This window comes from Nesterenkonia sp. E16_10 (genome assembly GCF_017347085.1).
In the GTDB taxonomy this organism is placed as follows: domain Bacteria; phylum Actinomycetota; class Actinomycetes; order Actinomycetales; family Micrococcaceae; genus Nesterenkonia.
The window spans coordinates 193,823-213,642 of sequence record NZ_JADPSA010000029.1; the positions used below are offsets into that span (position 1 = coordinate 193,823).

Here is a 19,820-nt window from a genome sequence, read left to right on the forward strand (position 1 = left end):
CTGCCAGCTCACGACCCACAGGCGACTGACACACCCCATGACACATATTCCATGACGGCGAAGAAGTCGCTTCAGGTCTATCGACAGTCCACCAGCGGCGGCGCCGAGGCTGATCTCGAGCGGGCACTGACTCTCCTGCACCGCACCCGAGACGCGAACCGCACCCGGGACGCAGCAGGCCTGACCGACGTCGACGTCTTCCCGCTGCTGCGGCTCTACCGGCCGGAACCCACCGTGGCCTTCGGACAGCGCGACGAGCGGCTGCCAGGATTCGCCGCCGCGGCCCAGGCCTGCCGCGAGGAGGGCTTCACGCCGCTGGTGCGTCGAGCCGGCGGACGTGCCGCGGCCTATCATCGAGGGTCTCTGGTCATCGACCATATCGAGCCGGACCCGGACCCGATCCGGCACTCCCAGGCCCGGTTCACCGAGTTCGGCGAACTCCTGCGCGAGGCGCTGGAGGCTGCAGGGGTCTCGGCCCGGCTGGGTCCGATCCCGGGGGAGTACTGTCCGGGGGACCATTCGGTCCATGGGGTCTCACGGGAGCTTCCGGATGTCCGGATCAAGCTCATCGGCACCGCCCAGCGGGTCATCGGCTCCGGCTGGCTCTTCTCCTCCTCGATCATCGTCCAAGACGGAGCACCGATCCGTCGGGTGCTCTCCCGGGCCTATGCGGCGCTCGGGATTCCCTGGGACCCGCTCACCGCCGGTGCGATCACTCAGCTGGGTGTGGACATCACCGTGGAGAAGATCGAAGCCGCGGTGCTTCAGGCATACAGCCGGCGCTGGACATTGGAAGGGATCGACGAACCCTCGCCGATCCCTTCCAACATCGCTTCAACCGACTGACCAGCTCAACGGCTGGTCAATTCAACTGCTGATCACTCGCCGCGATCGATCCATTCCTGCAGATGCGGCGACTCAGCCCCGATGGAGGTCGAGGGGCCGTGCCCGGTGTTGACCACCGTCTCGCCCGGCAGCTCCTGGAACAGCCGGGTCCGGATCGATTCGATGATGGTCTCGAAGCTCGAATAGGACCGACCGGTGGCACCGGGTCCGCCGGAGAACAAGGTGTCCCCGGAGAACAGCACCGGCGCGGTGGCTCCGTCCGGCCCGGTCAGAGACTCGGAGTAGAAGCAGGTGGATCCGGGGGAGTGGCCCGGGGTGTGGATCGCCACGAGGGTGGCGTCTCCCACGGTGAACACGTCGCCGTCGCTGATGTGGACATCCGGCACGGTGCCCTCATGCACGGCGTCCCAGAGCATCTGGTCCTCCGGGTTGAGGTGGATCCTGCCACCGAGGCGCTTCTGGACCTCCAGTGCCTGACTGATGTGATCGTCGTGGCCATGGGTCAGCAGGATCGCGCTGACCGCGCGCTCACCTACGGCCGAGGCCACGGCATCGGCGTCGTGGGCAGGATCGATGATGATCACCTCGTTCTCATCGCCGATGATCCACACGTTGTTCTCGACATCCCAGGTGCCTCCGTCGAGCGAGAAGGTTCCGGAGGTGACGAGATTCTCAAAGCTGGTGCTCATAGGGTTCCTCAATTCTGGGTGGCGGACTGGAGCTCCACGACCGAGCGCAGCACCTCGCCGCGATTCATCGTGTCGAAGGCCTCCTGGACCTGGTCCAGGCTGACGCGTTCGGTGACGAACGCATCAAGATCGAGGTTGCCGTTGCGGTAGTGGCTCACCAGCATCGGGAAGTCTCGGGAGGGCAGGCAGTCGCCGTACCAGGAGGACTTCAGCGATCCGCCGCGGCCGAAGAAATCAGCCAGCGGCAGCTCCAACATGAGCGAGGGATCTGGAACGCCGACCAGCACCACGCGTCCGGCGAGGTCGCGGGCGTAGAACGCCTGCTTATAGGTCTCCGGACGCCCCACGGCATCGATGACCACATCGGCGCCGAAGCCCCCGGTCAGCTCCCGGATGGTCTCGACGGCGTCGGACTCATTAGAGTTGATCGTGTGGGTCGCGCCGAGCTCGGCGGCCTTGGCGAGCTTCCGGTCGTCCAGGTCCACCGCGATGATGGTGGTGGCTCCGGCCAGCTTGGCCCCGAGCACTGCGGCGGTCCCGACGCCGCCGGCGCCGATCACGGCCACGGACTCACCGCGCTGGACCTCACCGGTGTTGATCGCGGCACCGATTCCGGCCATGATCCCGCAGCCCAGCAGCCCGACGGCGGCATTGGACTCCGAGGGGAGGTCCTGGATCACGGTGCACTGTCCGGCCGCGACCAGGGTCTTCTCGGCGAAAGCACCGATGCCCAGGGCGGCTTCCAACGGGGTGCCGTCGGTCAGCGTCATCTGCTGCTGCGCGTTGTGGGTGTCGAAGCAGTACTTCGGCTCACCCTTGCGGCAGGCGCGGCATTCACCACAGACCGCACGCCAGTTCAGGATCACGGTGTCACCGACCTTCACGTTGGTCACACCCTCGCCGATCTTCGAGACCCGGCCGGTGGCCTCGTGGCCCAGCAGGTAGGGGAAGTTGTCGCCCACCTCGCCCTGCTGGTAATGCTGATCGGTCTGGCACACGCCGCAGGTCAAGACGTCGACCACGACCTCACCAGCGATCGGATCCGGCACGATGATCTGCTCGAGGACGGCGGGGCCGTCCTTCTCTTTGACGACGACGGCACTAACGGTCTGGGACATTGCCAGCTCCTAAATATCTGCAGGTCACACTTCGGCGAGTCTCGCACGCCGGTTTCCACGATATCTCAGGAGGAAGACCCTGAGCTCAGCCGGTGAAGACCTGAGGGAACTGCACGATGATGCTGCCGGCCACCACCAGGTAGATCAGCACGATGACCACCCACCACCAGTCCGCGGAGAGCTTCTGCAGGCCCGGACCGACGGGCAGGGCGCCAGTGGCGATATTGCGAGTCGTCACGATCACGAACATCGGGATGACCGCAGCCCAGACCACCATGCAATAGGGGCACAGCGCGCCGATGACGAACACCGCCTGGGACCAGAGCCAGATGCAGAAGAGCATCGCGAAGCTCACCCCGGCCTGCAGCCCGAGCCAGTACCAGCGGGGCAGTTGGACCCGGCCCAGGATGGTCACCGCGACCAGGATCGCCATCGGGAACCCGATGACGCCGAGGAAGATGTTCGGGAAGCCGAAGCTCGACGCCTGCCAGGAGTCCATCACGAGACCGCAGGAGACCCAGGGGTTGATGTCGCAGGCCGTGGTGTAGTCGGCGTCCCGCCAGAGCTGGATGCGCTCGTGCATCAGCAGCCCGCTGGCCACCGCGCCGACCACGGAGGTCAGCAGCAGCCACAGCCCCACCGAACGCGTTCCGGCGATGTGGGGACGAATCAGCTGCTCGGTCGGGTGAAGGGCCATGCGGGGATTCTACGCAGGTTCTCTGAAGGGGTATGCGATACTGAGTAACATCGGCGAGCGGACCACACCCGCAGACCGAGAAGGCTTTCATGCCATCACCTGGGCCCCATAGACGCCGTTGTGAGATACGTCACAGCAAGGGACCAAGGGCTGATGAGCAGCCACTGGAAGGCCGCGCAGAGCGCGCTCCGTGAAAGGGAGCAGCGCCCGGAAGGCCAGTGGAGCTAAGAACATAGGTTTGAGACAACATCAATATGTGGAATGAGCAGGTCGCACCCTCTGTGAGAGACAGGGTCAACGCGACCGGCTGAATCCACCTAAGCAGAGCCGCGGACGCGGTGAGTGTGGCACCGTGGGAGCGGTCAGGAGCAACTCCATAATGTCCCACCCCGAGACCCCCGCGGACGACGCAGCGGGCAGCAACGACATCTTCAATCCGTTCAGTGCACCGCAGCCCTCGACGGAGAGCCCCCAGCCCTCCAGCGACGCGGCCGAAGCGCCAGAGCCCGAAGAGCCCCGGGCCGCCGCCCAGGACGACGCCGTGAACGTCTTGTTCCAGGCGCCGGATCTGGCCACGGTCAAGGCCCGCACCCCCTCGAAGACCCGCAGCGCCGACGATGCGGACTCCGACTCCCGGGGCTCCTCCACGTCGAGCCGCGATTCCCAGACCAGGGATTCCGAGGACGACGACTCTCAGGACTGGGATGCCCAGTCCGAGAATGATCAGGACGACGACGGCTCGGGCCGCCGCTCACGCCGCAAGCGCCGCCGCGGCGGACGGAACAAGAACCGCGGCTCCGAGGACTCCCGGGGCTCCAGCGACTCCGAGTCATCGCAGGCGCAGTCCACAGCCGGGGACTCCGCGGACTCCGGGAACGGCTCGCAGTCCAACGGCACGAAGAACTCAGAGTCGAAGAACTCAGAGGCGAAGAGCCTCGATTCCGGCAACGGGTCAGGCTCGCAGAACCGTGGGGACCGGGAGACCGACTCCGCCGAGGACGACTCACCGGTGATCCGCAAGCGCCGCCGTCGTCGTCGGGGCAGCGCCGACCTTGAGGTCGAGTCCAATGAGGATGATGCCCACACCGTGACCCGGGTCCGGGCTCCGCGTGAGGCCGCCGAGGCCCCGGTCTCGGACAAGGTCACCGGGCTCAAGGGCTCCACCCGGCTCGAGGCCAAGAGGCAGCGCCGCCGGTCCTCCCGAGACACCGGACGACGTCGTCAGGTGATCACCGAGGCCGAGTTCCTGGCCCGCCGCGAATCCGTGGACCGCAAGATGATCGTGCGCCAGCGCGGGGAGCGGATCCAGATCGGCGTGCTCGAGGACGGCGTGCTCGCGGAGCACTACGTCTCGCACACCACCCAGGACTCGCTGATCGGCAACGTCTACCTGGGCAAGGTCCAGAACGTGCTGCCCTCCATGGAGGCCGCCTTCGTGGACATCGGTCGCGGCCGCAACGCCGTGCTCTACGCCGGTGAGGTCGACTGGGCCGCCTCGCGCCTCAACGGCGGTCCGCGCAAGATCGAGAACGCGCTGAAGTCCGGCGACTCCGTGCTGGTCCAGGTCACCAAGGACCCGGTCGGACATAAGGGCGCCCGGCTGACCAGCCAGATCTCGCTTCCCGGCCGCTACCTGGTGTTCGTCCCCGGTGGCTCGATGACCGGCATCTCCCGGAAGCTGCCAGACACCGAGCGCGCCCGACTCAAGAAGGTCCTGAAGGACCACATGCCGGACAACGCCGGCGTGATCGTGCGCACCGCCGCGGAAGGCGCCTCCGAGGAGGAGCTGACCAACGACATCAACCGGCTGCGCTCGCTCTGGGAGCAGATCCAGCGCCAGTCCGATGACAAGAAGGTGCTGGCCCCTGAGCTCTTCTACGCCGAGCCCGACCTGACCATCAAGGTCGTCCGTGACGTGTTCAACGAGGACTTCTCCTCCATGGAGGTCCAGGGTGAAGAGACCTGGGACAACATCGAGGCCTATGTCACCTATGTGGCGCCCCACCTGCTCGACCGGCTCCAGCAGTGGATCCCCGAGGAGCAGCAGGCCAACGACATCTTCTCCCACCACCGGATCGACGAGCAGCTGAACAAGGCACTGGATCGCAAGGTCAACCTGCCCTCCGGCGGCTCGCTGGTCTTCGACCGCACCGAGGCCATGACCGTGGTCGACGTCAACACCGGCAAGTTCGTCGGATCCGGTGGCAACCTCGAGGAGACCGTCACCAAGAACAACCTCGAGGCCGCCGAGGAGCTTGTCCGGCAGCTGCGCCTGCGCGACATCGGCGGGATCATCGTGGTCGATTTCATCGACATGGTCCTGGAGGCCAACCGGGACCTGGTGCTGCGCCGGCTCGTCGAGTGCCTCGGACGCGACCGCACCAAGCACCAGGTCGCCGAGGTGACCTCGCTGGGCCTGATCCAGATGACCCGCAAGCGCATGGGCACCGGCCTCCTGGAGGTCTTCTCCGAAGACTGCGAGCACTGCGCGGGCCGCGGCGTGATCACCCACGCCGAGCCGATCGAGCACGGCGGATCCTTCACCTCGCACGGGGACCCGCAGAAGGCTCGGGCACCCAAGAAGCGGCGCAAGTCCAAGGGGCGCCGCTCCGAGGACGAGAATGACTCCGCGCAGTCCGCACCGGAGGTGAGCGCCGAGGAGAAGGAGCGCCAGGAGAAGGCACGCCAGGCGCTCGCCCAGGTCGCCGCCGCCTCGAAGCACACCGATCAGGAACAGCGCCCCGCCGGGGAGGATCGCCGCAAGGAGACTGACGCCGATTCGGCGCAGGGCTCCGCGGGCGACGCCGAGAAGTCCGGCGATCGCAGCCACGACGGAGCCCGGGCTGAGAACCAGCAGTCCGGTCCTGCCTCAGGATCCGCCTCGGGGTCTCGACCGGCACGTCGCCGAGGCCGCCGCAGCGCCAGCCAGCCTGCCGGCAGCACCGGGCAGGGCGACAATGCTCAGGCCGGCGCCGCACAGGAGGCCGCCGAGCAGAAGGACGACGCACAGAGCAGCGCCAAGCAGGCCAGCGCCGAACAGGCCAGCACCAAGCAGGCCAGCACCAAGCAGGCCAGCGCCGAGAAGTCCGGCGCCTCCAGCGAGAAGGTGCTCAAGATCGGCGGCGAGGAGGTCCCGCTTCCACGCGCCGAGAAGCGCGAGCGGCAGGCGTCCTCCTCCGCAGGCGGCTCCGGCCAGGACAAGCAGGCCTCGCTCGACACCCTCGGGCAGGCGCTGGACTCGCGTGAACCGCGCAGCCCGGCACCGGCTCGTCGCCGTCGTCGTGCCGCAGGGTCTCTGCAGGGCGTCTCCGGTGAGGTCCAGCAGATCCCCACCGCCCAGAAGCCCGAGGGCAAAACCTTCTCCTCGGCACCGTCCGAGCAGAGTTCCGCCGAGACCCCGAAGAAGAAGCCCGCGAGCGAGCCGGTGATGTTCGGGGTAGGGGTCAAGGCCGAGGAGATCGCCCGCCCCGAGTAGCCGGTGGGCCGTGCCCGATCCCTCAGCAGGGGATCGGGCATGGCCAACTTGCTGTCCCAGGGGTCCTCGCGTAAGGTTGATCCTTGGTGTGATAAGCACCGACATGTCTTCCGCGCAGATCTGCGGAGAGTCTCCGTTCCAGGAGGACCTCCGTGGATATGCGCGATTGGTTAAGTCCGAAATGATCATCGAGAGAAGTGAGTCCCAAGTGGTGTACGCGATTGTCCGCGCTGGCGGCCGCCAGGAAAAGGTTTCCGTTGGAGACCTCGTGACCGTTGACCGAGTTCCGGGCGCGGCAGGCAGCACCATTAAGCTGCCGGCAGTGATGCTGGTGGACGGGGACAAGGTCACTACCGCAGCAGATGAGCTCGCCAAGATCACGGTTGAGGCCGAGGTCCTGGAGAACCTGCGCGGTAAGAAGATCGTCATTGAGAAGTTCAAGAACAAGACCGGCTACCGCAAGCGCCAGGGTCACCGTTCCGAGCTCACCCGCATCAAGGTGACCTCGATCGCCTGAGGCGATCCAGGTTCGCAGTTTCCCCGTTCTTCCCGAGAGGTAGGCAGACCCAATGGCACATAAAAAAGGTGCGAGCTCGACTCGCAACGGCCGCGATTCCAACGCCCAGTACCTGGGCGTGAAGCGCTTCGGCGGCCAGAACGTCTCCGCTGGTGAGATCCTGATCCGCCAGCGCGGCACCAAGTTCCACCCCGGCGTCAACGTCGGACGCGGTGGCGATGACACCCTCTTCGCACTGGCAGAAGGCGCCGTCGAGTTCGGCAGCCGTCGCGGTCGGAAGGTCGTCAACATCGTCCCAGCAGCCTGATCCAGGCCTGCACAGACGTTTCGCACGTAAAGTCGAGGGTGGGCCCACTTGATGGGCCCACCCTCGACTTGTCTTAAGTCAGAATTTTCTTCAAGGAGTCTCCAGCCATGGCACATTTCGTCGACCGAGTGGTCCTCCACACCACGGGCGGTAACGGTGGCCACGGCTGCGTCTCCGTGCACCGCGAGAAGTTCAAGCCCCTGGGCGGGCCCGACGGCGGCAACGGCGGCGACGGCGGCTCCGTGGTCCTCGTGGTCAACCCGCAGACCACCACGCTGCTGGAATACCACCACCGGCCCCACCGCCACGGCGAGAACGGCGGAGTGGGCCAGGGCGATCTGCGCCACGGCACCCGCGGTCCGGTCCTGGAGCTGCCCGTGCCCGAGGGCACCGTGGTCAAGGACAAGGACGGTCGGGTCCTGGCGGACCTGGTCGAGCCCGGCGCTCGCTACACCATCTCCGAAGGCGGCCAGGGAGGACTCGGCAACGCCGCACTCTCGTCGAAGAAGCGCAAAGCCCCCGGCTTCGCGCTGCTGGGCACACCCGGCGAGGCCAACGACATCGTCCTGGAGCTGAAGTCCGTGGCGGACATCGCCCTGGTCGGCTTCCCCTCCGCCGGAAAGTCCAGCCTGATCGCCGCGATGAGCGCCGCGCGGCCCAAGATCGCTGACTACCCCTTCACCACCCTGGTGCCCAACCTGGGCGTCGTCGAAGCCGGTGCGACCCGCTTCACGGTGGCCGACGTGCCCGGGCTGATCCCCGGCGCCGCCGAGGGCAAGGGGCTGGGACATGAGTTCCTGCGCCACGTGGAGCGCTGCGCGGCGCTGGTCCACGTGCTCGACTGCGCCTCGCTGGAGAGCGACCGTGATCCGCTGGGCGACCTCGACGCCATCGAGGCAGAGCTCGCGGCCTACGCCCCGGACAAGGTCGAGGGCGCCGGCGGCACGGAGGACAACTCCTCCAACGCCGTTCCGCTCAATGAGCGGCCCCGCCTGATCGCGCTGAACAAGACCGACCTGCCCGACGGCGCCGCGATGGCCGAGATGGTCCGTGCCGACCTCACTGAGCGCGGCTACCGGGTCTTCGACGTCTCCGCGCTGAATCGCGACGGTCTGCGCGACCTCGGCTTCGCGATGGCCGAGCTGGTCCTGGAGGCCCGCGCCCAGCGCGAGATCGAGCCCGCACCGGTGCCGGTCACCGTGCGGCCCCGCTCGGTGAACCGCAAGCAGTTCACCGTCACGGCGGAGTCCAAGGGCGGGGAGCCGCTGTGGCGAGTCCGCGGTGACAAGCCCGAGCGCTGGATCCTGCAGACCGACTTCGGCAACGACGAGGCCGTGGGCTACCTCGCCGACCGCCTCGTGGCGGTGGGCATCGAGGACGAGCTGTTCAAACAGGGCGCCAAGCCCGGCGAGGCCGTGGTCATCGGCTCCGAGGAGGACGGCGTGGTCTTCGACTGGGAGCCCACCATGGCCGCCGGCGCCGAGCACCTGGGCGGACCTCGCGGCACCGACCTGCGCCTGGATGACCATTCCCGGCCCACTCGCGCGGAGAAGAAGCAGGAACAGGCGGACCGCCGCGCCGCGAAGGTCGCCACCCGCGCCGAGATGGAGGTGGAGTACCGCGCCCAGAACGGCGCACGCACCAAGCGCAAGGACGACGGCGCGCCCACCAGCGTCACCGACGAGGACGGCGTGGAGATCTTCTACCCGCACGGCAACCCTGACGATCTGCAGGACGAGGGCTTCGGCACTGATGAGGCGGAGGCCGACCGGCCATGAGCACGCCCCGGCTGACCGAGTCGATGGTCACCTCGCGCACCGATCTGGTCGATGCCCGGCGCGTGGTGGTCAAGATCGGCTCCTCCTCGCTGACCACCCTTGACGGGGGCATCTCCGTGGACGCGCTGAATCGCCTGGTCGCGGACCTGCAGGTGCTGCGTGAGCGCGGCACCGAGGTCGTGCTGGTCTCCTCCGGCGCCATCGCCGCAGGCCTGGCGCCGCTGGGTCTGGGCACCCGGCCCGCGGACCTGGCGACCCAGCAGGCGGCAGCCGCCGTCGGCCAGGGGCTGCTGCTGGCGCACTACACCCGGGCGTTCGCCCAGTACCACACCACGGTCTCGCAGGTGCTGCTGACCGTGGAGGATCTGATGCGGCGCACCCAGTACACCAACGCGCTGCGCACCTTGGAGAAGCTGCTCAGCCTCGGCGCGGTGCCGGTGGTCAATGAGAACGATGCGGTGGCCACCCACGAGATCCGCTTCGGCGACAACGACCGGCTCGCCGCGCTGACCGCGAACCTGCTTCGCGCCGACGCGCTGATCCTGCTCTCCGATGTGGATGCGCTCTACGACGGCCCGCCCGAACAGGGAGGTTCTCCGGTCTCCCAGGTCTCCGGCCCCGAGGACCTCACCGGGGTGACCCTGGGTCGTCGCGGCAAGGCCGGTGTCGGCACCGGCGGCATGGTGACCAAGGTCGAAGCCGCGCAGATCGTGGCCTCCAGCGGCATTCCCGCGCTGCTGACCTCCGCGCCGAACGCCCGCCGGCTCTTCCACGGCGAAGACGTGGGCACCTTCTTCGAGGCCAGGGGTCGACGCCGCGGGGCCCGCTCCGCCTGGATCGCTCATCTGGCGCACCCGAAGGGTCGGCTCAGCATCGACGACGGAGCGGTCGCCGCCGTGGTCGAGGGCCGTCGCTCGCTGCTGCCCGCCGGGATCCTCTCGCTGACCGGAGACTTCGAGGCCTCTGATCCGGTGGAGATCCTTGACCGCGCCGGCACCGTGCGAGCCCGAGGACTGGTGGGATATTCCTCCACCGAGCTCCCGCAGATGCTCGGCCGATCCACGGCCGAGCTGGGCACCGACCTCGGGCCGGAATACGAACGCGCCGTGATTCACGCAGATGACATCGTACGGATCGAGACTAGGCTGTGAGCATGGCTGAAGAGCAGAAGACCCAGCAGACCGAGACCAGCTCCGCGCAGAACACCGCCGCCGAGGGCGTCCAGGACGTCTCGGGGGAGAACTCCCAGGAGGTCTCGGGGGAGATCGCGGAGGGCATCCGTGCGGTCGCCGAGCGCGCCCGCGACGCATCTCGCGGACTGCGCGGCCTGGACCGCGAACACAAGGACCGGACCCTGGCGGCGGTGGCCTCCGGGCTGCGCGAATCCTTCGCCTCGCTCACCGAAGCGAACCAGGAGGACCTGGATCGGGGTCGTGAGGCCGGGCTCAGCCGTTCGCTGCTGGACCGCCTGGCGCTCAGCCACGAGCGCATCGAGGCCCTCGCCGCCTCTGTCGAGGAGATCATGGCGCTCAGTGACCCCGTCGGCCGGGTGCTGCAGGGCCGGACGCTGCCCAACGGCCTGCGCCTGACCCAGGTCAGCGTCCCGCTCGGGGTGATGGGCGTGATCTACGAGGCCCGCCCCAACGTCACCATCGACATCGCCGCGCTCGGACTGAAGTCCGGCAACGCGGTGATCCTGCGCGGCGGATCAGCCGCACAGAAGACCAACGAGATGCTGTTGGCCATCATCCGGGACGCACTGCGCACCACGGCGGTGCCGGTCGACGCGGTGCAGTCCATCGACAGCTTCGGCCGCGAGGGCGCGACCGCGCTGATGGCTCAGCGCGGCTCCGTCGATGTGCTGATCCCGCGCGGCGGCCGGGAACTGATCCAGCATGTGGTGCAGAACTCCCGCGTCCCGGTGATCGAGACCGGGGAGGGCAACGTGCACATCTACATCGACGCCCACGCCGATCCCGAGACCGCGCGCAACATCGTGGTCAACGCCAAGACCTCCCGGCCCAGCGTGTGCAACGCGGCCGAGACCCTGCTGCTCCACGCCGAGGCCGCAGATGCCGGCCAGGAGGTCCTGCGCGGACTGCTGCGCAGCGGCGTGAACCTGCATGTGGACTCCCGAGCCCGCAAATGGCTGCCGGAGACCCAGCCGGAGAGCCTCACCGAGGACCCGGTGAAGTTCGGCACCGTCACCGAGGTCACCGAGGAGGACTACGCCACCGAATACCATGACCTGGAGCTGGCGGTCGCCGTGGTGGACTCCCTCGACGAGGCCATCACGCACATCACTCGGTACTCCACCGGCCACACCGAGGCGATCGTGACCGATTCGGTCTCGAACGCCGACCGGTTCGTCGCCGAGGTCGATGCCGCTGCCGTGATCGTCAACGCCTCGACCCGGTTCACCGACGGCGGCCAGTTCGGCCTCGGCGCCGAGGTGGGGATCTCGACGCAGAAGATGCATGCCCGCGGGCCCATGGGCATGGCCGAACTGACCACCACGAAGTGGATCGTCCGGGGTGAGGGCCAGGTCCGGGCCTGATTCCGCGTACACTGGGGACCGATCAATCCACGTTCATCCCATACGAGGGAGAAGCATGCTCAACCTGCACGTCATCGCCACAGTCCTGGGCGCCGAGGCCGAAGAGGCCAGTGCTCTGCCGATCCCTGCGCTCTGGTTCGGACTGATCATGTTCGCGCTCCTGATGTTCCTGCTGCTGATCACCGTGAGCTTCGCCGGCAAGGGCCGCCAGCTGCCCGCCGCGCCGCACGGCGATCACTGAACCCGCTTGGCGCAGCGTCACCCGCGCGTCGCGGCGACCTCAGAGCGAGCCCCAGGTCGACTGCGGCTGGGAATCATGGGGGGTACCTTCGACCCCATCCACCACGGGCACCTGGTCGCGGCGAGTGAAGTAGCCACCGAGTTCGGGCTCGATGAGGTCATCTTCGTGCCCACCGGGGAGCCGTGGCAGAAGGTCGGGCGCGAGGTCGCGCCGGCCGAGCACCGTTACCTGTTGACCGTGGTCGCCACGGCGGCGAACCCACGCTTCACCGTCTCCCGGGTGGACATCGACCGCGGGGGAGCGACCTACACGATCGACACCCTGCGCGATTTCCGTGAGATGTATCCCGATGCTGAACTGTTCTTCATCACCGGGGCCGACGCCATGGCCCAGATCATGTCGTGGAAGAACGTCGATGAGCTCTGGGAGCTCGCGCACTTCGTGTCGGTGACGCGTCCCGGATACATCTCCGAGGACTTTGGTCGGACCAATGAGATCTCTCTGATGGAGATCCCCGCGATGGCGATCTCCTCCACGGACTGCCGCCAAAGGGTCCGCGCCGAGAAACCTGTCTGGTACCTGGTGCCCGACGGGGTCGTGCAATACATCGCCAAACACCGGCTGTACCAACGAGATCCGGCAGACCACGCGCGTTGAGCGTCTCGGATGCTCACGCCTCGGCATACGATGGACACCCGTTCTTCACCGTCGAGACCACTTTGAACCAGGGCAATGTTCCGGCTCGGACAGCATTGTCCGACCAGGGACCTCAGGAGGCCGCAGGATGACCGCAGAGAACACCGAGCCGAACGACGCCTCAGGCGGCGATGATCTGCGCGCACGGTACCTTCCGGTCTCACGCAAGGAGCTGCGCCGCAAGCGCGAGGCCGAGCTCGCCAAGAAGCGTCCCGGACGACGTCGCCCGCCGAAGCCGGCCATCGACACGGCCATCGACGCAGCCGCGGCCCCTGCACCCGTTGCTGCGCATGACGGTGCATCCCGTGAGGAATCCCCGCGTGGAGACGTTGAGTCCCGCACCGAGGACCAGCCCAGCACCGCCGTCGAGACTGACGCCGCCGTCGAGACTGACGCCGCCGTCGAGACTGGCACCGACGTCGACTCCGGCACGGATCTCACACCCGAGGCTGACCAGGACTCGGGAGCGGATCAGGCCTCGGAGGCAGTCCAGGATGCCGGTGCTGCTCCTGCGTTCACGACGGGTTCCGAGTCCACCAGCGGACTCAGCTCCAGCTCAGCGCCTGTCGCCTCCTGGGAATTCTCCCTGCCAGCCGCCTCCGGTCCGGACGCCACACCTGCTTCGGCACCCGCAGCGGCCGCGGAAGCAGAACTCGCGAAGACTCAGGAAGCAGCAGAGGCCGAGTTCTTCGGCACCGAAGAGTCCGACGCGCCGGAGGACCGGGCGGAGACAGACTGGTCCGAAGCCGAAGCGCCAGAGGAGACTGCCGGAGAGACGGTCGAGGAAGAATCCGAGGACGAGCCCGAGGGCGACTCCTGGGGCTACTCCGAGGTGGCGGCGTCATCGGAGGACGAGGCAGACCCTCGGCCGGAGCTGACCCACACCCCGGAGGCCGATCCCGCCCCTGAACTGCAGTCCTCACGGCCGCAGGATCTTCCTGGCACCGAGCTCGATGACCAGGATGAGGCCCCGGTGCCTGCCTCCCGGAAGTCTCGCCGAAGCCTGGAGGTGACCGAGAACTTCGCCGCGCTCTCCGAGGACAAGCTCGCCGATCTGCAGGAGCTCAGCCAGGCGCTGGCCGCCACCGACGACCCGAACCGCGTGGATCCAGAGCTGCTGAAGAAGCAGCAGGCACTTGCGGCTCGGGCGATGCAGGCCAACCAGGAACGGCTGCGCCAGGAACAGGTCGAGGCCGACCGTGACGCGAAAGAGCGTCATCGTCGACTGCGGCCCGAGTCCGAGGTGATCACCCGCAAGACTCTGCGGGCGCACATGGAATCCGATGAACCCGCGGAACCCACTGACCGCCCGACCGGATCCATCGAACCGATCCACGCTCAAGGAGCGCACGGTCTCGAAATCGACGCGATGGTCGAACACAGCACGCGTCAGGGAGCGCGTCAGTCCATGATGGGCTGGCTCGTGATCATCCTCGTCGTGCTGCTGATCGTCGCGCTCGGTGTTGTACTCTCATTCATCCTCTAAGCTTGGACGTCATGGCTATCACCGAACTTGTGCTCTCTGAACTCCGCACCGCTGCCTCTGCGGCAGCGGACAAACTTGCGACGAACATCGTCGGGCTGGATGTGGGGGAGCGGCTCGGCATCACTGACGCCTTCCTGGTCTGCTCGGCGCCCTCGGAACGGCAGATCGGCGCCATCGTCGATGAGGTCGAGCGACAGCTCAAGGAGGTCCACGACTCCTCGCCGCTGCGCAGGGAAGGTCGAGGCACCGGCACCTGGGTGCTGCTGGACTACGGACACATGGTCGTCCATGTCCAGCACGAGGAGGAGCGCGCGGTCTATGGCCTCGACCGGCTCTACGCCGATGTCGACAAGGTCGATCTGCAGCTCCCCGACGCACAGTAGATTGGGTTGTATAACCCCAGGTCAGCGACTGGTCCGAGCGATTCTCCCGGGAAAGGGATCCGATTTGCGCAGCGATTCGGGTTCACAGTAGAGTAGGGGAGTTGCCGCGGCGCAGACGCTGATCCGGGGTGATGATCTGGGGGTATGGCGCAGCTGGTAGCGCGTCCGCATGGCATGCGGAAGGTCAGGGGTTCGAATCCCCTTACCTCCACCAGAGCGAAGCAGGTCCGGAGTCCAACAGGGCTCCGGACCTTTTTCGTATGCCAGCCCTGTCCTCCTCGATCTTCCTGTCGGCCTGCACCTGACCTGCATCTGACCTGCGGCTGGAGCTGCACGGCGCTTTCGAGTCAGGCACCCGAGACGTGTCCTGGGTCAGGAGTAAGGTAGGAGGCAGACGTCACACCCAACCTCGGAGGTCCCTTCATGCAGCACCGTGTCCTTGGCCGCACCGGCCGCGAAGTATCCACCATCGGTCTCGGCACCTGGCAGTTCGGCGGGGACTTCGGTCGCGTCGAGGAGGCAGACGCCTACGCCGTCATGGATGCCGCAGCCGAGCACGACGTCACCATCTTCGACACCGCCGACGTCTACGGTGATGGACTCAGCGAGCAGCTGATCGGCAAGTGGCTGGCGAAGAACCCCGAATGGACGGGTCTGGTCGCCACCAAGATGATCCGCCGCGCGGAAGAGCCCAGCCTGGAGCACGCCACGGCCGAGAACTTCCAGGCCTGGGTGGACCGTTCGCGGAAGAACCTCGGGAGAGACACCCTCGATCTGGTGCAGCTGCATTGCCCCAACGACGACGTCTTCGCTTCAGACGCCGTCTTCGATCGCCTGGATGCCTTGGTGGAGTCCGGTGCCATCGCGCACTACGGCGTCAGTGTCGAGACCGTGGATCAGGCCCTGAGCGCCATTGCCCGGCCCAATGTGGCCTCGGTGCAGATCATCCTCAACGCCTTCCGGCAGAAGCCGCTGGAGAAGGTGCTCCCGGCGGCACGGGAAGCTGGAGTGGGCATCATCGCTCGCGTCCCGCTGGCCAGCGGACTGCTCAGCGGCCGCTACACCAAGGACACCACGTTCGAGGCCTCGGATCACCGCAGCTATAACCGCTCTGGCGAGGCCTTCGACATCGGCGAGACCTTCTCCGGAGTGGACTTCGCGACCGGTGTCGATGCAGCGGCGGAGTTCTCCGAACTTGCCCAACAGGAGGGCCTCAAGCCCACGACCGCGGCCCTGGCCTGGATCGTCCAGTCCTCCGGCGTGAGCACCGTCATCCCCGGGGCGCGCAATGCGGAACAGGCCCAGCACAATGCTGAGGCCGGCGCGGCACCACAGCTCTCCGATGACTTCCGAGCCGCTGTGCGGAAACTCTACGCCGATAAGATCGCCCCCTCGGTCCAAGACCGCTGGTAGACCGCCTAAGAGGCACCCCTGGCAGACACCGCCGAACAGACACCCCTGATCAGGAGGATCTATGCGTATTGCCGTCATCGGAGCGACAGGCAACGTCGGGACGGCGGTGCTGCGGCACCTGAACGGCCGTACCGAGGTCGAGAGCGTGCTCGGCATCGCGCGACGACTCCCGGACACCGACGCCGCTCCCTACGCGGATGCCCAGTGGCATCGCGCAGACATCCAATACAGCGAAGTCGTGCCGGAGCTCGCCGAGGCGCTCTCCGGCTGTGACGCCGTGATCCACCTGGCGTGGCTGATCCAGCCCAACAGCGAGCGGAGCCTGCTGCGCCGGGTCAACGTGGACGGGACGCGGCACGTGCTGGAGGCCGCTGCACTGGCGGGGGTGGGCCAGGCCGTCGTCGCGTCCTCGGTCGGGGTGTACTCACCAGCCGAGGACGCGACCCCTCGCGATGAGCAGTGGCCCACCGAGGGCATTCCCGGGTCGCACTACAGCCAGGACAAGGTGGCCCAGGAGCGCGTCATGGATGAGTTCCTCCAGGCGCACCCTGGATTCTCTCTGGCACGGCTGCGCCCCGGACTGGTCTTCCAGCGTGAGGCAGGATCCGAGATCCAGCGCTACTTCGCCGGAGATCTGGCACCGGTGCAGCTGCTGCAGCTCTTCCGCCCACCGGTGGTGCCGGTACCCGGTGGGATCCGCACCCAGGCCGTGCATGCAGACGATCTGGCTGCCGCTTACGCACAGGCCGCCATACTCGGGGCTCGGGGCGCGTTCAACGTCTGCGCGGACGACCTCCTCGACGGTGAGGCCATCGCGAAGGTCGTCTCCGGGAAGAAGACGCCGGGGATTGCCCTCCCACTGCCGGCCGCCGCGCTGCGACCACTGATGAAGGCCGCCCATCGAGCCCGGATCCTCCCCGCAGATGAAGGCTGGCTGGATATGGGCCGTCATGTGCCGGTGATGGACAACTCACGAGCGAAGCAGGAGCTCGGCTGGGCGCCGCAGCATTCCGGGGCCCAGGCCCTCGAGGAGCTGGTCCAGGGCATGGCCGCTGGTGTCGGCGCCCCCTCGGTTCCGCTGCGCCCCCGGGACATCGACGCCGCGGACCGGCCGGAGCTTCCTTCCACCGACCACGAACTCGGTGAGGAGATGGACGCCCTGCTGCTGCGCCAATACATGTCAGACCATCTCGCCGGTGCCACGGCGGGAACGAATCGGATCAAGCGCATGGCGGCGGACTACGTGGACACGCCGGTGTTCCCTCAGATCTCCGAGGTGGCTGAAGCCATCACGCGTGAACGAGGCTTCCTGGTGGAACTCATCCAGCGCCAGGGCTTCACGACGCCACCCGGATCCACGACCATCGCCTGGCTGGGGGAGCGGGTGGGACGGCTCAAACCCAATGGCAGGCACCCTGGCGGTCGATCACCCTCGACGCTGGTGCTCGAGGCGGAGGTCATGATCACTGCTGTCACCGGCAAGCTTCATGGATGGTCCGTGATGAAGGACCATGCCGCGGCCCTTGGAGTAGACCCACAGGTCTTCCAGGGCCTGATCGACGATGCAGAGGCGCAGCGCGAGCAGCTGGAGACCGTCCACGAATACGCCCGGCACCGCGCCTTCCGTCGAGACCGCGATACCTTCGAAAAGACACGCTGAGCACGTAGTTCTGAATTACTCGTAATAACATCTCGATCTTGCTAAGGTCGAAGAGTCCACAAGATAAGTCTGCCCGCCACATGTCGGGCCGGTGAGATCCGCTGATGCCTGCGTCAGGCGCAAGGGATCTCGCCTCAGCGAGAAGGAGAGCGAATTGGCACAGACCGATCCGATCCTGACCACTCGACAGGGTCACCCTGTCACCAACAACCAGAACCAGCGCACCGTGGGCAACCGCGGGCCCGCCACGCTGGAGAACTACCAGTTCCTCGAGAAGATCAGCCACTTTGACCGGGAGCGGATCCCGGAGCGTGTGGTCCACGCCCGCGGCTTCGTCGCCTACGGCGAGTTCGAGGCCACGGGGATGATCGGTGACGAGCCGGCATCGAAGTACACCCGCGCAAAGCTCTTCCAGGAAGCCGGCAAGAAGACCGATCTGGCGATCCGCTTCTCCACCGTCATCGGTGGCCGTGACTCCTCCGAGGCCGCCCGGGACCCCCGCGGCTTCGCCGTGAAGTTCTACACCGAAGACGGCAACTGGGACCTGGTCGGCAACAACCTTCCGGTGTTCTTCATCCGCGATGCGATCAAGTTCCCCGACGTGATCCACTCGCTGAAGCCGGACCCGATCACCTTCCGCCAGGAGCCCAACCGGATCCTGGACTTCATGAGCCAGACTCCCGAGTCGATGCACATGCTGACCCACCTCTTCAGCCCGCGCGGCATCCCGGCGACCTACCGCCACATGGAGGGCTTCGGCGTCAACACCTACAAGATGGTCAACGCCGAGGGTGAGACCGTGCTGGTGAAGTACCACTTCCACCCGCGCGCCGGCGTCGCCTCGATGACCGAGGCTGAGTCGGCCAAGGTCCAGGGCCAGGACCTCGGCCACGCCTCGAAGGACCTCTTCGAGTCGATCGAACGCGGCGATTTCCCGCAGTGGGACGTCCATGTCCAGATCATGGAAGACCACGAGCACCCTGAGCTCGGCTGGGATCCATTGGATGACACCAAGATCTGGCCCGAGGATCAGTTCCCGCTGCGCAAGATCGGCGTCATGACGCTGAACCGCAACGTCGGCGACCACCACAACGAGAACGAGCAGATCGCCATGGGCACCGGTGTCCTGGTCGACGGTCTGGACTTCTCGGACGATAAGATGCTGGTGGGGCGGACGTTCTCCTACTCAGACGCTCAGCGCCACCGTGTGGGTCCCAACTACCTGCAGCTGCCCGTCAACCAGCCCAAGGGACGCGATGGGCAGGTCTACACGAACCAGCGCGGCGGGCTGATGTCCTTCGGCAACGACGTACACCCTGAGCAGAACCCGCACGTGAACTACGAGCCCTCCATCCATAACGGACTGCACGAGTCCCCGGAGTCGCAGCCGAACAACGCTCCGGCCGTGGGCGGGAAGCTGGTGCAGGCGAACCTGGATCGCCGCAACGACTACCTGCAGGCCCGAGGCCGCTACAACACCATCATGGACTGGGAGCGCGATGAGCTGATCAACGTGCTCACCGGCATGTTGGAGCAGTCGGAGCGCGACGTGCAGGAGCGCATCGTCTGGCACTTCTTCATGATCCACGACGACTACGGTCAGCGGATCGCGAAGAACATCGGCCTCACCGTCGATGACGTCAAGCACCTGAAGCCGCTGGCGGTGCAGAACTTCACCGAGGAGGAGGAGCAGCGCCTCGCCAACCTCGGCAACAACGGCGACACCATCGATCCCGAGCAGTGGGGGACCTGGACCGCGTCCGTGGAGAACCGCCAGGCCTCCGGCGAGGACGTTCTCGCCGGCAACCTCGGAAGCCCCAGCTACAGCAAGTGATGAGTCCTAGACTCGCCACCTGAGGCCGACATGACAATGGCCGGGAACCCTGCAAGGTTCCCGGCCATTGCTGTGTGTTTTACTCTGCGTTAAGTCGCCCTGCGGCGAAACCTCGGCTCAGCC

General features: G+C 66.8%; 17 protein-coding genes and 1 tRNA gene. 15 read left to right on the forward strand and 3 right to left on the reverse strand.

Annotated features, from left to right (window positions below):
* Nucleotides 1-51: 51 nt before the first annotated feature.
* The gene (locus tag I2487_RS09600; RefSeq protein ID WP_207171956.1) at nt 52-846 is read left to right on the forward strand and encodes a lipoate--protein ligase family protein; all 795 of its coding nucleotides are present in this window, start codon (nt 52-54) and stop codon (nt 844-846) included.
* 32 nt (nt 847-878) lie between these two features.
* On the opposite strand, the gene I2487_RS09605 is transcribed toward I2487_RS09600, so the two are convergent.
* The 3 genes from I2487_RS09605 to I2487_RS09615 form a co-directional block, all read right to left on the reverse strand.
* The gene (locus I2487_RS09605) at nt 879-1,535 is read right to left on the reverse strand and encodes an MBL fold metallo-hydrolase (RefSeq protein ID WP_207171954.1); all 657 of its coding nucleotides are present in this window, start codon (nt 1,533-1,535) and stop codon (nt 879-881) included.
* A gap of 8 nt (nt 1,536-1,543) precedes the next feature.
* Nucleotides 1,544-2,653 carry an S-(hydroxymethyl)mycothiol dehydrogenase gene (locus tag I2487_RS09610; RefSeq protein WP_207171952.1) on the reverse strand — a complete coding sequence of 370 codons (1,110 nt, stop codon included), beginning with the start codon at nt 2,651-2,653 and terminating at the stop codon, nt 1,544-1,546.
* Between the two features lie 85 nt (nt 2,654-2,738).
* Nucleotides 2,739-3,350, reverse strand: a complete 612-nt coding sequence (locus tag I2487_RS09615) for a vitamin K epoxide reductase family protein (RefSeq protein ID WP_207171951.1) — start codon at nt 3,348-3,350, stop codon at nt 2,739-2,741.
* Between the two features lie 379 nt (nt 3,351-3,729).
* Here I2487_RS09615 and I2487_RS09620 point away from each other — a divergent pair, with 379 nt between their 5' ends.
* From I2487_RS09620 to I2487_RS09685, 14 genes are all read left to right on the forward strand, one after another.
* Entirely contained in the window at nt 3,730-6,825 is a 3,096-nt protein-coding gene (locus tag I2487_RS09620) for an Rne/Rng family ribonuclease (protein ID WP_207171949.1), read from the forward strand.
* Between the two features lie 208 nt (nt 6,826-7,033).
* On the forward strand, nt 7,034-7,342 hold the full coding sequence (gene rplU / locus I2487_RS09625) for a 50S ribosomal protein L21 (protein WP_036475557.1): 309 nt from the start codon (nt 7,034-7,036) through the stop codon (nt 7,340-7,342).
* A gap of 52 nt (nt 7,343-7,394) precedes the next feature.
* Nucleotides 7,395-7,649 carry a 50S ribosomal protein L27 gene (gene rpmA, locus I2487_RS09630; RefSeq protein WP_036475435.1) on the forward strand — a complete coding sequence of 85 codons (255 nt, stop codon included), beginning with the start codon at nt 7,395-7,397 and terminating at the stop codon, nt 7,647-7,649.
* 107 nt (nt 7,650-7,756) lie between these two features.
* Entirely contained in the window at nt 7,757-9,427 is a 1,671-nt protein-coding gene (gene obgE / locus I2487_RS09635) for a GTPase ObgE (RefSeq protein WP_207171947.1), read from the forward strand.
* Entirely contained in the window at nt 9,424-10,578 is a 1,155-nt protein-coding gene (gene proB, locus I2487_RS09640) for a glutamate 5-kinase (RefSeq protein WP_207171945.1), read from the forward strand. Before obgE ends, proB begins: the two co-directional genes overlap by 4 nt.
* 2 nt (nt 10,579-10,580) lie before the next feature.
* A complete protein-coding gene (locus I2487_RS09645; RefSeq protein ID WP_207171943.1) occupies nt 10,581-11,984 on the forward strand; it encodes a glutamate-5-semialdehyde dehydrogenase in 1,404 nt (467 codons plus the stop codon).
* 55 nt (nt 11,985-12,039) lie between these two features.
* On the forward strand, nt 12,040-12,225 hold the full coding sequence (locus I2487_RS09650; RefSeq protein WP_207171941.1) for a hypothetical protein: 186 nt from the start codon (nt 12,040-12,042) through the stop codon (nt 12,223-12,225).
* Nucleotides 12,226-12,285: 60 nt separating this feature from the next.
* Nucleotides 12,286-12,882 (forward strand): nicotinate-nucleotide adenylyltransferase, encoded by a 597-nt coding sequence (nadD, locus tag I2487_RS09655; RefSeq protein ID WP_518523717.1) that lies wholly within the window; start codon nt 12,286-12,288, stop codon nt 12,880-12,882.
* 127 nt (nt 12,883-13,009) lie between these two features.
* Entirely contained in the window at nt 13,010-14,407 is a 1,398-nt protein-coding gene (locus I2487_RS09660) for a hypothetical protein (RefSeq protein WP_207171937.1), read from the forward strand.
* Between the two features lie 11 nt (nt 14,408-14,418).
* Entirely contained in the window at nt 14,419-14,790 is a 372-nt protein-coding gene (gene rsfS, locus I2487_RS09665) for a ribosome silencing factor (protein ID WP_207171935.1), read from the forward strand.
* A gap of 138 nt (nt 14,791-14,928) precedes the next feature.
* A tRNA-Ala gene (locus I2487_RS09670) sits at nt 14,929-15,004 on the forward strand.
* A gap of 209 nt (nt 15,005-15,213) precedes the next feature.
* Entirely contained in the window at nt 15,214-16,203 is a 990-nt protein-coding gene (locus tag I2487_RS09675) for an aldo/keto reductase (protein WP_207171933.1), read from the forward strand.
* Between the two features lie 61 nt (nt 16,204-16,264).
* The gene (locus I2487_RS09680) at nt 16,265-17,863 is read left to right on the forward strand and encodes an NAD-dependent epimerase/dehydratase family protein (RefSeq protein WP_207173037.1); all 1,599 of its coding nucleotides are present in this window, start codon (nt 16,265-16,267) and stop codon (nt 17,861-17,863) included.
* A gap of 154 nt (nt 17,864-18,017) precedes the next feature.
* Nucleotides 18,018-19,697 (forward strand): catalase, encoded by a 1,680-nt coding sequence (locus I2487_RS09685; RefSeq protein ID WP_207171922.1) that lies wholly within the window; start codon nt 18,018-18,020, stop codon nt 19,695-19,697.
* Nucleotides 19,698-19,820: the final 123 nt, after the last annotated feature.